The organism is Oceanobacter kriegii DSM 6294 (assembly GCF_000422845.1).
Taxonomy (GTDB): domain Bacteria; phylum Pseudomonadota; class Gammaproteobacteria; order Pseudomonadales; family Oceanobacteraceae; genus Oceanobacter; species Oceanobacter kriegii.
On the sequence record NZ_KE383931.1, the window covers coordinates 333,790 to 347,008 of the forward strand.

General features: G+C 54.6%; 14 protein-coding genes. 8 read left to right on the forward strand and 6 right to left on the reverse strand.

Annotated elements, in window-relative coordinates:
• Positions 1–54: 54 nt before the first annotated feature.
• Genes G516_RS0114875 through G516_RS0114885 form a run of 3 tightly spaced genes read left to right on the forward strand, consistent with a single transcriptional unit; the run spans position 55 to position 2,722 of the window.
• On the forward strand, positions 55–1,011 hold the full coding sequence (locus G516_RS0114875) for an amino acid ABC transporter permease (RefSeq protein WP_036536967.1): 957 nt from the start codon (positions 55–57) through the stop codon (positions 1,009–1,011).
• Positions 1,004–1,774 (forward strand): amino acid ABC transporter ATP-binding protein, encoded by a 771-nt coding sequence (locus tag G516_RS0114880; RefSeq protein WP_211225127.1) that lies wholly within the window; start codon positions 1,004–1,006, stop codon positions 1,772–1,774. The genes G516_RS0114875 and G516_RS0114880 overlap by 8 nt, the downstream gene beginning before the upstream one ends.
• Positions 1,775–1,834: 60 nt before the next feature.
• Positions 1,835–2,722 carry a LysR substrate-binding domain-containing protein gene (locus G516_RS0114885; protein ID WP_028294305.1) on the forward strand — a complete coding sequence of 296 codons (888 nt, stop codon included), beginning with the start codon at positions 1,835–1,837 and terminating at the stop codon, positions 2,720–2,722.
• Positions 2,723–2,749: 27 nt separating this feature from the next.
• On the opposite strand, the gene G516_RS0114890 is transcribed toward G516_RS0114885, so the two are convergent.
• Complete coding sequence (locus tag G516_RS0114890) at positions 2,750–3,370, reverse strand: DUF3750 domain-containing protein (protein WP_322785994.1); 621 nt, start codon at positions 3,368–3,370, stop codon at positions 2,750–2,752.
• Positions 3,371–3,477: 107 nt separating this feature from the next.
• The gene (locus G516_RS0114895) at positions 3,478–4,113 is read right to left on the reverse strand and encodes a LysE family translocator (RefSeq protein ID WP_028294307.1); all 636 of its coding nucleotides are present in this window, start codon (positions 4,111–4,113) and stop codon (positions 3,478–3,480) included.
• Here G516_RS0114895 and G516_RS0114900 point away from each other — a divergent pair.
• Positions 4,112–4,306 (forward strand): hypothetical protein, encoded by a 195-nt coding sequence (locus tag G516_RS0114900; RefSeq protein WP_028294308.1) that lies wholly within the window; start codon positions 4,112–4,114, stop codon positions 4,304–4,306. The two genes, G516_RS0114895 and G516_RS0114900, sit on opposite strands and share 2 nt — an antisense overlap.
• A gap of 149 nt (positions 4,307–4,455) precedes the next feature.
• Positions 4,456–7,416 (forward strand): transporter substrate-binding domain-containing diguanylate cyclase, encoded by a 2,961-nt coding sequence (locus G516_RS0114905; protein ID WP_028294309.1) that lies wholly within the window; start codon positions 4,456–4,458, stop codon positions 7,414–7,416.
• Positions 7,417–7,456: 40 nt separating this feature from the next.
• Here G516_RS0114905 and G516_RS0114910 read toward each other — a convergent pair whose 3' ends face one another.
• The 3 genes from G516_RS0114910 to yaaA form a co-directional block, all read right to left on the reverse strand.
• Positions 7,457–8,305, reverse strand: a complete 849-nt coding sequence (locus G516_RS0114910) for a hypothetical protein (RefSeq protein ID WP_028294310.1) — start codon at positions 8,303–8,305, stop codon at positions 7,457–7,459.
• A 275-nt stretch (positions 8,306–8,580) separates the two neighbouring features.
• Positions 8,581–9,189, reverse strand: a complete 609-nt coding sequence (locus G516_RS24045) for a YajG family lipoprotein (protein ID WP_028294311.1) — start codon at positions 9,187–9,189, stop codon at positions 8,581–8,583.
• On the reverse strand, positions 9,182–9,970 hold the full coding sequence (gene yaaA, locus G516_RS0114920) for a peroxide stress protein YaaA (protein ID WP_028294312.1): 789 nt from the start codon (positions 9,968–9,970) through the stop codon (positions 9,182–9,184). Before yaaA ends, G516_RS24045 begins: the two co-directional genes overlap by 8 nt.
• A gap of 453 nt (positions 9,971–10,423) precedes the next feature.
• Here yaaA and purE point away from each other — a divergent pair, with 453 nt between their 5' ends.
• The 3 genes from purE (at position 10,424) to G516_RS0114935 (ending at position 12,677) form a co-directional block, all read left to right on the forward strand.
• Positions 10,424–10,918 carry a 5-(carboxyamino)imidazole ribonucleotide mutase gene (purE, locus tag G516_RS0114925; RefSeq protein WP_028294313.1) on the forward strand — a complete coding sequence of 165 codons (495 nt, stop codon included), beginning with the start codon at positions 10,424–10,426 and terminating at the stop codon, positions 10,916–10,918.
• A 106-nt stretch (positions 10,919–11,024) separates the two neighbouring features.
• The gene (locus G516_RS0114930; protein WP_028294314.1) at positions 11,025–12,104 is read left to right on the forward strand and encodes a 5-(carboxyamino)imidazole ribonucleotide synthase; all 1,080 of its coding nucleotides are present in this window, start codon (positions 11,025–11,027) and stop codon (positions 12,102–12,104) included.
• Positions 12,105–12,122: 18 nt separating this feature from the next.
• A complete protein-coding gene (locus G516_RS0114935) occupies positions 12,123–12,677 on the forward strand; it encodes a DUF2058 domain-containing protein (protein WP_028294315.1) in 555 nt (184 codons plus the stop codon).
• A gap of 176 nt (positions 12,678–12,853) precedes the next feature.
• Here G516_RS0114935 and G516_RS0114940 read toward each other — a convergent pair whose 3' ends face one another.
• Positions 12,854–13,186 (reverse strand): DMT family transporter, encoded by a 333-nt coding sequence (locus G516_RS0114940; RefSeq protein ID WP_028294316.1) that lies wholly within the window; start codon positions 13,184–13,186, stop codon positions 12,854–12,856.
• Positions 13,187–13,219: the final 33 nt, after the last annotated feature.

Sequence of the window (13,219 nt, forward strand, 5' to 3'; positions counted from 1 at the left end):
TTATGCTTCCCATAGCCGCGGCTGTTGAACTTTCAGCCACCGCATTTTCCAGACATGACTCCAAACGCCTCCACCAAAAGCCCCTGGCTGGGCCACGGCCTGTACCTGCTGATCATGGCAGTACTGGTATCCGGTATTTACCTGTCGGGCCAACGCATTAATTACACCTGGAATTGGGAACGGCTGTGGCCGCACGTCATCGACACCACCCCACAAGACGTGTTGGCACACAGCGACGGTACTGCGTGGATTGATGAAAACGGCCAACTGACCGTCGAGCCGGATGCTGGCGGCGAGCCGCAACTCGTCCCTGTTGGCTACGAGCTATTGGTAATGGACGGCGACATGGTGTTTCAGGGCGACACCATTGCCCAGCAACACGGCTGGCGCTTTGGCACCATCGCCATTGGTCTGTGGGTCACCATCAAAATATCGGTGGTATCGCTGGTGTTCGCCATTCTGCTGGGGGTGATTTTTGGCCTGATGCGCATCTCTGAAAAAGTGGTGTTGCGCGATCTGGCCATTACCTACATTGAAATCATCCGTGGCACCCCGCTGCTGGTGCAGATTTTCATCGTTTACTTCTTTATTGGCACCGTGTTCGACCTGGACCGCTTCACGGCGGGTGTCGCGGCGCTGGCGATTTTCACCGGGGCTTATGTGGCCGAAATTGTGCGAGCGGGCATTCAATCAATTCCACCTGGGCAAATGGAGGCCGCACGCTCGTTAGGTATGAACTACGTGCAAGCCATGGTGTACGTCATCATGCCGCAAGCCATTCAACGCACCCTGCCACCGCTGGCGGGCCAGTTTATTAACCTGATCAAGGACTCCTCACTGGTATCGGTGATTTCGATTACCGACCTCAGCAAAGCCGGACGCGAAGTGGTCAGCGGCAACTTTGCGCCCTTTGAAGTGTGGTTCACCGTTGCCCTGCTGTACCTGTTGATCACTGGCTTGTTGTCGTTGCTGATCCAACGTTTGGAAAAAAGGATGGCCGCTGATGCCTGAGCAAACTGCACACAAGCGCGCAAACGATGTCATCATCGAAGCCCACGAGGTCGACAAGGTTTACCCTAACGGCTGCCATGCCCTGAAACAGGTATCACTGGACATTCATCGTGGCGAAGTCGTGGTGATTATTGGCCCCAGCGGTTCGGGCAAATCGACCTTTTTGCGCACCCTGAACCAGCTGGAAACCATTTCTTCCGGCAGCATTCGCATTGAAGGCGTCGACCTCAACGATAAAGCGACCAACATCAACAAGGTGCGCGAAGAAGTCGGCATGGTGTTCCAGCAGTTCAATCTGTTCCCACACAAAACCGCGCTGCAAAACGTCATGCTGTCGCCGATGAAGGTGCTGAAACAAAGCCGCAAAGAAGCCCAACAAACCGCCGAACAACTGCTCACCCGCGTGGGCCTGGCTGACCGCATGAGCAACTACCCGGCACGGCTTTCAGGCGGCCAGCAACAGCGAGTGGCCATTGCCCGGGCGCTAGCCATGAAGCCCGACATCCTGCTGTTCGACGAACCCACCAGCGCCCTCGACCCGGAAATGGTCGGTGAAGTACTGGAGGTTATGCAGAATCTCGCCCGCGAAGGCATGACCATGGTGGTGGTTACCCACGAAATGGGCTTTGCCAAAGAAGTCGCCGACCGGGTGGTATTTATGGAAGACGGCGAGCTGGTACTGGAAGAATCCCCGGACACCTTCTTCACCTCGCAACATCCACGCTTGCAACAGTTCCTGGGCCAGGTGCTGCACCACGTTTAACCGCGCGACAAAACAATCCAGTATACTCGGGGCCGAACTGACACCGGCCCCAACAAAACCATGCAAAAAACCCTGCCACCACTGAACTGGCTTCGCACCTTTGAAGTATCTGCCCGCTACCTGAACTTCACCAAAGCCGCGCAGGAACTGCACTTGACCCAAGGGGCCGTCAGCCAGCAAATCCGGCTATTGGAGCGTCATCTGGGCGTTGCCCTGTTCAAACGACTGCCGCGCGGCATTGCCCTTACCGACGAAGGCCAGTCTTACCTGCCGGTTGTTCAGGACTCCATCTCACGACTGGCCGCTGCCACCACCGAACTGTTCAGCCAAAGCCAACGCGTTCCGGTAAAAATTCGTGGCAGCCTGTCGTTCTTTATGACCTGGCTGGCCCCGCGCATTCGCGACTTCAATGCCCAACACCCAGACATCGATATCCGCTACACCAGCACCTTGTGGGTGAAAGACGTCGAAGCCGACGACGATTTTGAAATCCGCTGGGGCAGCGGTGAATGGGCCGGGCATCTGTCGCAACGCCTGAGCTGGGACGAACTCTTCCCGGTTTGTTCGCCAGAGCTGCTGAAGCAGCATCCCATTAACAGCCCACAAGACCTGCAAGGTCTTACCCTGCTGCACGTCATGGGCTATGAAGAAGGCTGGGGCTACTGGCTTTCCCTGATGAACGAAGACGACATCGACCCATCCCACGGTATTCAGGTAGACAACGTGGTATCGGCCCTCAAACTGGCCGAACTTGGAACCGGAGTTGCACTGGCACGAAGCGCCATGGTGGAAGACGCTCTTGCTGAAGGCCGACTCGTCGCCCCGCTACCGGAACGCCTGCCAGCCAGCGAGTCATTTTATCTGGTACGGAAATCCGGCAAGAAACTGGCACCCGATGCGGCACTGTTTCTGGATTGGTTGGAGCGGGAGCTGCGGGAGGGGGGATAAGCCACTACTGACTCAGAGGCTCCCTGGCTACTCATCATTATCCGCATAACCACTGCCAATCGCACTAAATGGCAAATCCAGATCCAGCTCAGGAACTTGCAGGCCTACCCAAGCCGGAAAGGTATTGCTGTTTGGCCCCGGAAACACCGTATATTCATTGGCCCACGGGTAACGAGTCACAGCCTCCTGAATACGCGGTATCAACTCGGCAGCTTTATTACCCGTGATAGACAACAGCACCTCCGGCTCGGCACCGTACCAAAACCGGTCGGGTGTGCTTGTAGTGTATTCGCGCAGCGCAGGTAAGCCACGCTTCACGCGCCAACCAACCACTTCATATACCGTATATTCAGACGCCTGTGCGGGCTTCACCGCAATCCAGGTATGAATAGCAAACCAGCCACGCCAGCTGAACGCATCCGCGCCATACACTTCAATCACTGCTTCCGACGTTTGCTCTGGATCTGGTGCCAAACCAGCTGGCTCCCGGCTGGCAGTACGCCAGTCCGCATTGCTACAGGCCGATACCAATGCCAGCATCAGAAGGGGGAACAGCCATCGGGGTTGTAACCATCGCATCATAAGATCGAACGCCTTGAAATTCTGAACACCGTTCTGGGACGCCAGCGCTGCGGCCGGGTTCAGCATCGAGCGATTGATTACCGCTATTAAAGCGGCTCATCAACACGGCATACCGGATAAAACGGCTGCCAGAACAGCTGCTGTAATAGCTGTATGGTTACCTGAACGACTGATTATCGGCTCGAACTGACCGCCAGTTTGATGCCCAGCGCCACAAACACCGCACCAACGGTACGGTCCAGCCACACACTCAAACGCTTGCTACTGCGAACCTTATTGGTCAGCTTGGAGGCCAGCAACACGTATAACACTTCAACCACCACCGCCACGGCAATCACCAACAAGCCCAGATACACCAACTGCAATGGCACCGCGCCCTGCCCTTCGCGCACAAACTGCGGCAAGAAAGCCATAAAGAAAATAGCCACCTTCGGGTTCAGAATATCCACCAGTACACCCTGACGGAATGCGGCCCATGCCGATTCCTTTGGCTGGCCATCAGCCGACACCTGCAAACTGGTGCCTGCCGACTTGAATGAATCCCAGGCCAGATACAGCAAATACGCCACACCCACAAACTTCACCACCGTAAACGCCAACGCTGACGACACCAAAATGGCAGACAGACCAACCGCTGCGGCAAACACATGAAACAGTGCACCGGTGCAAACGCCCAGCGCAGACGCCACACCAACCTTACGGCCGTTAGCAATGGTCTTGGTGAGGATATAGAGCAAATCCGGACCCGGTGCGATATTCAACGCCAAGGCCGTAGAAAAGAAGAGAAACCAAAAACTGAGATCTGACATGTTCGTATCCCTGAACGTCACAGGCGAAAATAAAAGCGCCGAAGATACGGCGCACAATAACGTGCAATTTACCGTATTTCGTCTCAACGAACGACAGCAATCCATCCAAAAGTGCCCTGGCAGGCTCTATCAGCCTCCGCTGGCCAGCGTGAGCCACCCTATTTCCGGCCACTCAACCATTCACGAACATTGAACAACCGTTGGCCATATTGGTCGTTTATAAAACAACCACCAGGCGCTAGAATCACGGCTCTGTTTCCATTTGTTTCAAGATGTAGGCGCTTTGTGAATTCCTTGTTTGCCAGTTTCCATTCCCTCTCGGCAGTGTGGCAACGCTGCCGAATGCTGCTTTTCACGATGTGCCTGGGTCTGTTCGGCGTTATCAATCCGGTTTCTGCGGCCTCCGAATCCAATGAACCGGCAGCCGACATGGGGCTGACCCAGCAGGAAAAAACCTGGCTGAAAAACCATCAAACCATCCGGGTTCACAATGAAACCAGCTGGGGACCGTTCAACTACTACGAGTTTGGCCGCCCCAAGGGGTATTCCATCGAATTTATGGACTTGCTGGCCGAGAAACTTGGCATTCAGGTTCAGTACATTACCGGGCCAAGCTGGGGCGAATTCACCAACATGCTGGCCAACAAGGATCTCGATGTAATGCTGAACATCGTCGAGACCGAAGACCGCAGCAAGTTCATCCTCTTCACCGATCCCTATTTCAACAACCCACCCGGCATTGCCGTTCGTGACGACAACAACGAAGTACGCGATTTGCGCGACCTGAATGGCCGGGTTTTGGCAATTCCAAAAGGGTTTTTCTATCAGGAAACCATCGAGAAGCATTACCCCGGCATCCAGTTACTGCTGGTCAGTGATCAACTGGAAGCCCTGAAGGCCGTGTCGTTCGGCCACGCCGACGCCACGATAAGCGGCGTTGCAGTGCAGAATTTTGTGATCCGTAATCACATGCTGAACAACCTCAAGGTCATTGGTGGCATCGACAACCCCCTGTTCAACATCGACTTGCGCATCGGCATCCGTAACGACTGGGGCATCTTCCAGGGCATTTTGCAGAAAGCCCTGCGTTCCGTAACCGGCCAGGAGCGTGATCGTCTGGCGCGCCGCTGGCTGAGCAGCGGTTTGCAAAGCACCCAAGTGCTGCAACTGGACAAGGACGAAAAGGCCTTTCTGGAGGCCAATCCGGTCTTGCGTGTTCACAACGAGCTGAATTGGCCGCCGTTCAATTTCAACGAACAGGGCAAACCAAAGGGCTATTCGATCGATGTCATGAACCTGATTGCCCGCAAAACCGGTTTTCGGATTGAATACATAAGCGGCCCAAGCTGGGGCGACTTCTTGGCGATGACCAAGGATCGTCAGCTGGACGTGATGTTGAATGTGGTCAATACGCCGGAACGCCGTGAGTACATTCGGTTCACCCGCCCGTTCGCCTACAACCCGAACGTGATTACCAGCAAGAAAGACCAACGCTACGAATCCATCGATCAACTCAACGGTAAAACGGTCGCCATCACCAAAGGCTCTTTCTACGAAGAAGTGCTCACCCGTGATTACCCCAACATCAAAATCCATTACGTCGAAGACGTGTTAGACGGTCTAAAAGCAGTCTCTATTGGTAAAGCCAATGCCTCGCTGGCAGAGGCCGCCGTGGTGAACCACCTGATTGCCCGCAATCTGATGAATGACCTCTCCATTACCGGTGAAGTCGAGCTGGGACAGCCTGATCTGGCCAACCTGCGCATTGGCGTTCGCTCTGATTGGCCAATCCTGCAAGGCATTATGGATCGCGCCATCGAGTCGATCTCAAGGGAAGAAATGGCGCTGATTTCCAAGCGCTGGATGGGCAACGAGAACTACGTCGCCCGCCCCAAAAACGGCATGGAATTGAACGAAGCCGAAAAAGCCTGGCTGGCCAATCAGCCAAACATCACCTTCTGCGCCAACCCGGACTGGATGCCGTTAGAGAAGATCGGCCAGGGCGGCAAACACGAAGGTATGGTGGCCGACTACCTCAATCTGATGGCCAATCAGATTGGGATTGGCCTGACCATGGTGCAAACCGACAGCACATCGCAGTCGTTGCAATACGCCCAGAATCGCCGCTGCGACATCATGTCGGCCGCCTTTGAAACTCCGGAAGCGGCGCGCCAGCTGAACTTCACCAAACCCTACTTGCGCCTGCCTCTGGTGATTGCCATTCAGGAAAACGCCATGTTTGTGGACGGCCTGAAGTCGCTGGATGATCAGGTGATCGCGGTGCCCAGTGGCTACGGTTTGCTCAACAAGCTGCAACAGGATTACCCCAGCCTGAAAGTGATTGAAGTGGATGACATCACCGAAGGCTTGCGACAGGTTGAAGAAGGCCGCCTGTTCGGCATGATTGGCGCCATTGCCCCTGTGGGCCACGCGATTCGTGAAGGACGGTTTATTAACCTGAAGATTGGCGGCCGACTGGACGAAGACTGGAAACTCGCTATTGCCGTTCGTAACGACAGCCCCGAATTGCTGTCGATGTTCAACAAGGCCACCGACTACATCACCGAAGAAGAACGCTCCCGGGTGTTCCAACGCTGGGTGGCGGTGAAGTTTGATCAGCAGGTTAACTACGATCTGGTGTGGAAAATCGTCGCCATTATTTTCGTTATTATGCTGGGCATCGTGCTGTGGAACTGGAAACTGGCGCGCCTGAACCGGGCATTAAAAACCGAGATGGGCCTGCGCAATGCGGCGGAAGCCCGTTTGCAAGACGCCAATGACGCCCTCAGCAGCAAAAACCGTGAACTGTCGATTCTGTCGACCACCGACAGCCTGACCGGGCTGTCCAACCGACTCTACATTGAAACCCAGCTCAACAAGGTACTGGACGATGACGCAACCTTCGTTGTGATGCTGCTCGACATCGACCATTTCAAACAAATCAACGACGTCTACGGCCACCTGGAAGGCGATGAAGTGCTGAAGCGCGTGGCAACCGTGCTGAGCCAGCACAGCCGTGAGAACGACCTGATTGGCCGTTGGGGCGGTGAAGAATTCATGCTGGTGTTGCCCAACACCTCCGGCTCCATGGGATTCCGTTTGGCAGAAAAACTGCGCACGGCCATTGCCGCAGAACAGTTTGGCGAAGTTGACCACGTCACTGCAAGCATAGGCTTGGCCGAATGCCACGGCCCGGGCAACACCGCCCGCCAGCTGGTATTGCGGGCCGACAACGCCCTTTACAGCGCCAAGAGCAAGGGCCGTAACCGAGTGATTGCCGATATTCAATCGGAGCTGGCCTAGGACTGACGGAGCAAGCCGAAGCCTGTTCAGTTGGATATGCTCAGGCTGTCTTTCGCCAAAGGTCCGTCGGCCACATAAACACCAAAACGTTATCAACCACTCGGCTGATGGCGCCCAACCGCTTGGCACAGGCCGCCATGTAATAGTTTTGCTGCTGCTTGATTAGAAAGCCATCGGCAACCAATTGGCTAACCAAAGCGCCTTCTGTCACTTTCAAATGATCAGCCAGCTCAGTGGTGGTCAGTAGATTGACGTTTTCTGAAGGACTCTGTGACTCTATGACCGCCGATTGATGCGAAGGTACAGAAGGCACTGCTGCCGCAGCAGCATCGTTAATGGCAGGATCATTGGCCATTGCGAAGTAACGTATGGCCGAGGGAGACTCTACAGGCTCCTCGGCTGATGCGTAGAAAACACTCGACAACGCCGAGACACTCGGTGGCTCGTCCAGCGTTTCCGGCGTGTTATGAATCAGCATCTCCGCCGCTTGTTTGATGTCATCAATCTTTGAACGCGCAGAAACAAAGGCAGCGCTGTCGCCCGATTTAGTCAACAACACCCCCATGTCCAGCGAATCAACCTCGGAATTGAGTGGTCGACTGGCCATGACCACATTGCTCTCGTTGCAATAACAACGCGCATTCAGATTATGACTGACGAACACCGACAAATTCGGCAACCGGGTCAACGAATAAAGACGTGAGACAAATTTTTGATGGCGGTATACCAGGCTTACCTTGATGCCTTGCTCTGCGCGTTCGCACAGCAATGTCAGCAAATGCTCTGGCATGCTGATGTTCGGACAAATGAGCGTGACTTCCCTCTTTGCCTTGAGAATCAATAACTCAATTATCCTGTCCATGTCAGAGTCATTTAGAAAAGTAGCCATGTCATATCCGTTGATAAGAAAGATGCCAGAGGGAAGTCCAACCGTATGATGAACAGGCTATCAACAGGAAAGGCGAACCGAAGTATCAGATCAGTATCAGTTACGAAACCCAAATGAACCGTACCAGACCAAAAAGAATCCTGACGCTATGGCATCAGAATACAGACCAGTAACCGCATGGATACCAGTTTATTCACCAGCACAAGCGCAATGAAAAAGCCCCGACGGTTTCCCGCCGGGGCTTTTCAGTTCATCGGTTAATTAAAACCGGTCTCTCAGCGAACGCCCAACGCACGCAGGAATTCAGGGTCTTTGAAAATGTGGCCCCAGATTTTATCCAGCGCTTCGTTCACCCATTCTTCGTTGTACACCTGTGCTGGTGACGCCACCACAGAGCGGGTTTCGCTGATGCTGTATGGTTTGTCGAAGGTGTCAGCACCGTTCATGACAGTCATCGCGAAGGTCAGGTCGAGGGTGCATTCGTTCACCATCACCCCTTCATTACACTGGTAGTTGAAGGTGTTGACGTCCAGCTGAACTTTCACCGGATCGGCACCTGTGCCGTTGCCAAAACCCACGTTTGCCAGTGACGAGCGCAGGCGGTTGGTCAGCGAGGTTTTCAGATCGGTTTTGGTCAGCAGCGGCGAGTTTTCCGGCTCACGGCCACCGCGATAACCTAGCAAATCGTTTTCCATGCCGCGCTGGTCAACAACGCGCACCAGCGCATTGCGTGGCTGGCTCAGTTCTCCGGCCGGTACGTTGGCGGTTTCGTTCAGTTCAACCACTTGAGGCGACAGCACACAACCGCTCAACCCCAAACCTGCGCCTGCAACCATGGCAGTCGTCAACAAGGTTTTGCGGAAAACAGAGGTCAGTTTATGCATTTGGCAGATCCTTTTCGGCTCGATTAAACACCCAGGTATTGCCTTTGGAATCTTCTGGGCAGTATTTGTATCCGGCCACGTTAAAGGCTTTCAGTTCCTCTGGCGTGTCGATACGTTTGTCGATGATGTATCGAGCCATCATGCCACGGGCTTTTTTGGCGTAGAAGCTGATGATTTTGAAGTTACCGTTTTTCTCATCCTTGAACACGGGCGTAATCAACTCGCCGCTGAGCTGTTTGGTCTTTACCGATTTGAAATACTCGTTAGACGCCAGATTCACCACCACCTTGCTGTCGTGTTCTACCAGCTCGTTATTGAGCGATTCTGTCAGCGTATTGCCCCAGAATTCGTACAAGTCCTTGCCCCGTGGGTTCTTCAGTTTGGTGCCCATTTCCAAACGGTATGGCGCCATCATATCCAGCGGCTTCAGGATGCCGTACAAACCGCTCAGCATACGCACGTGCTGTTGAGCGTATTCAAGATCCTGCTGCTGCAAGGTTTCAGCCTCAAGACCGGTGTAAACGTCACCCTTGAAGGCCAGAATGGCCTGCTTGGCGTTGCTTTCATTCAACGGCAATTGCCAGCTGGAATAACGCTCAACGTTCAGTTCGGCCAGCTTGTCGCTGAGCTTCATCAAACCGCCGATTTCATCCGGCGAGTATTTGCGCAGCACGTCGATCAGTTCGGCAGAGTCGTCCAGAAAGCGTGGCTGGCTGCTGGTGCTGGTCGTTGCGGGTGTCTCGTAGTCCAGTGTTTTGGCTGGCGATAACAGAGTCAACATGATGCGTGCTCGTTCCTTTTAAATGAATAACGCCATCATAACGGTGCCACAGGACGAACCCAAGCCTGCTGGAGCGCCGCACAGCTATCCTTCCGATAGCTGTTTTTAATAGCCCAAAACAATTAAACAAAGAAGATCGGTAGTTTTTTTGTTGGCTGTTTATTAAATCGCCATGTGATAGTCTTTCGCGCTTTCTTTCATCGGCCTCGCCAGAGACCGATCTCCGATGGTCCTTCGGCCCGAATTTTGTACCAGCAACGTCGCTGGTCGATTCCCAATTGCCAACAAGACCAGCCCGGACCTCTTCAGGTTCCGCCGGGGCGTGGAGTTATTTTTTCTGGCGAGAGAATGTTCACCGGCAAGGCCTGGGCCTTCCGGTGTTAAATCAAGGTTGGCTGGAAGCGCACACTTTCTATCAGCGCATGGCCGACCCGCAGTAAGAGGGTTTACCCAATGACAGTTCAGGTTGGCATCATCATGGGCTCCAAGAGCGACTGGCCTACCATGCAGTTCGCCGCTGAAACACTCGACACCCTGGGTGTGGAATACGAAGTACAGGTTGTTTCCGCACACCGTACTCCAGACCTGCTGTTCGATTACTCCAAAAGCGCCCACGATCGCGGTCTGAAAGTCATCATCGCCGGTGCTGGCGGCGCCGCTCACCTGCCAGGTATGGTTGCTTCCCAAACCTCCCTGCCAGTGCTGGGCGTGCCAGTTAAGTCCCGCGCCCTGAATGGCCTGGACTCGCTGCTGTCCATCGTGCAAATGCCAGGCGGCGTTGCCGTGGGTACGCTGGCCATTGGTGATGCCGGTGCCAAGAACGCAGGCCTGCTGGCTGCGCAGATTCTGGCCACCAGCAACCCTGAATTGATGACTCGCATCGACGAATTCCGTGCCAATCAGACCGAAACTGTGCTGTCGCAGCCAGATCCACGCGACGCCTTCTGATTCAGCAGGTACAATTCGCGATCTGAATCGCACTCCAAAAAGCGGCTCTCCAGCCGCTTTTTGTTTTTCTGAACTCCGACAACCGTAATTAAGGCAAGAGCAAGATATGAAGATCGGTATTCTCGGCAATGGCCAGTTGGGTCAGATGCTGCAAGACAGCATCACCGACCTGGCAGACATCGACGTAAACCTGTACGACCTGCGCGCTCACAGTGATGACGCCCTGCGTGCGTTTATCGCCGTGAATGACCTTATTTCCTACGAGACCGAGAACATCCCGGCTCATATCGTTGCCATTCTGGAAGACCACGCCGACAAACTGGCACCGGGCCTGAATGCCCTGAAAACCTTCCAGAACCGTCTGTTGGAAAAGAACGCCCTGCGTGCTGCGGGCATCGCCACCGCCGACTTCTGCGCCGTAAACTCGCTGGAAGACGTGAAAAGTGCCGTTGAGCAGCTGGGTCTGCCAATCGTGCTGAAGACCACCACCGAAGGCTATGACGGCAAGGGTCAGTTTGTACTGCGCGCGCCGGAAGACGCCGAGCCAGCCTGGGACGCCATTGGCGGCCGTGAGCTGATTGCTGAAGCTTTCGTTACCTTCTCCCGTGAAACGTCTGTTATTGCCAGCCGCGACGCTGAAGGCAATGTGGTGATTTGGCCGATGACCGAAAACGTTCACCACGAAGGCATTCTGCGTTACTCGCTGTTCCCATGCGAAGGTCTGAGCGATGCCAAGGCCGAACAAGCCCGTACCTACATCACCGATTTGGCCAACAGCCTCGATTACGTCGGCACCATCACCCTGGAGCTGTTCGATACTGAATCCGGTCTGGTAGCCAACGAAGTGGCACCACGTGTGCATAACTCCGGCCACTGGTCCATCGAAGGTGCGGACGCCAGTCAGTTCCGCAACCACATGCTGGCGATTTCCGGCAAAGCACTGGGCAACACCGAAGCCAAATACCCGGCCGTTGCCATGTTGAACGTCATCGGTGACGAGACCCCAACCATTGCTGCCGATGGTCTGGCCGGTGTGTACGTACACTCTTACGGTAAGGAAGCACGTCCTGCCCGTAAGCTGGGCCACGTGACGGTCACTTCTGCATCCGTAGAAGAACGCAACAGCACCATCGACAAACTGGTTGGCCTGATGCCGGAAGGCGTTTGGGCTGGCGGCAGCAAGTAAGGCAAGGGAGAGATTCAAGTGGCCAAGTCACTGCAAGAACAAATGCTGGAAATGGGCCTGATCAATCAGAAGAAGGCCAAGAAAAACGCCAAGGAAATGAAGAAAACCGCGCACGCCAAGCGTACCGGTAACGACGAAGGCATCGAAGACACCGCCGCCGCCGCAGAAGCTGCGCGCAAGGAAAAAGCCGCCCGCGATAAAGAGCTGAACCGTCAGCGCGAAGAGGCCGCCAAGCAAAAGGCCATCGTCGCTCAGGTGAAGCAGCTGATCAAAACCAACGCCATCGATTGCGACGGTGAGATCAAGTACAACTTCGTTCACGACAAAAAAGTGAAACAGATGTACGTGAATCAGGCCGTGTGGGATCGCCTGAGCCGTGGCCAGCTGGCCATCATCCTGCTGGAAGTAGTGAAGGAAGAAGCGGTTTACAAAGTGGTGCCGGTGCAGGTTGCTGACAAGGTTAAGCAACGTGACCCTGAACACTACATTATGATTGCCGACGCATCCGGCGACGTAATGGAAGAAGACGACCCATACGCGGCGTACCAGATTCCAGACGACCTGATGTGGTAATGGCTTAGGCCTTTTAATCCCGGTGATGGATATCAGATTCCATCAGCGGGATTCCCTGTAGGTTGGGCCCCGCCCAACTGATGTGGTAATCACCGGTATTGTAGGAGCGAATTCATTCGCGAATGAAACTGCGCGTCCCGATTCGCTCCTACGACATACGCCCTCAGACCCAATGATCAATGCGTACTCACGCTTGAGAACACGTTAATCAGCACTACCCCGCCGCCAATCATGGCCACACCGGCAATCGCCGGAACATCCAGTTTCTGGCCATACAGCACCCAGCCAATCAAGGTAATTGCCATAATGCCAACCCCAGCCCAAACGGCGTAGGCAATGCCCACCGGAATGGTTTTCAGCGAAATGGCCAACAGCCAGAACGCCCCGGCGTACCCCAAACCGGCCACTACCGATGGCACCAGCTTAGAAAAGCCATCCGACTGCTTCAGTGCCGACGTTGCAATCACCTCAAGCACAATCGCCACCATCAGAATCAACCAATGATTCATATCGCCCTCCGATCAATCAACTCAGCATGGTTC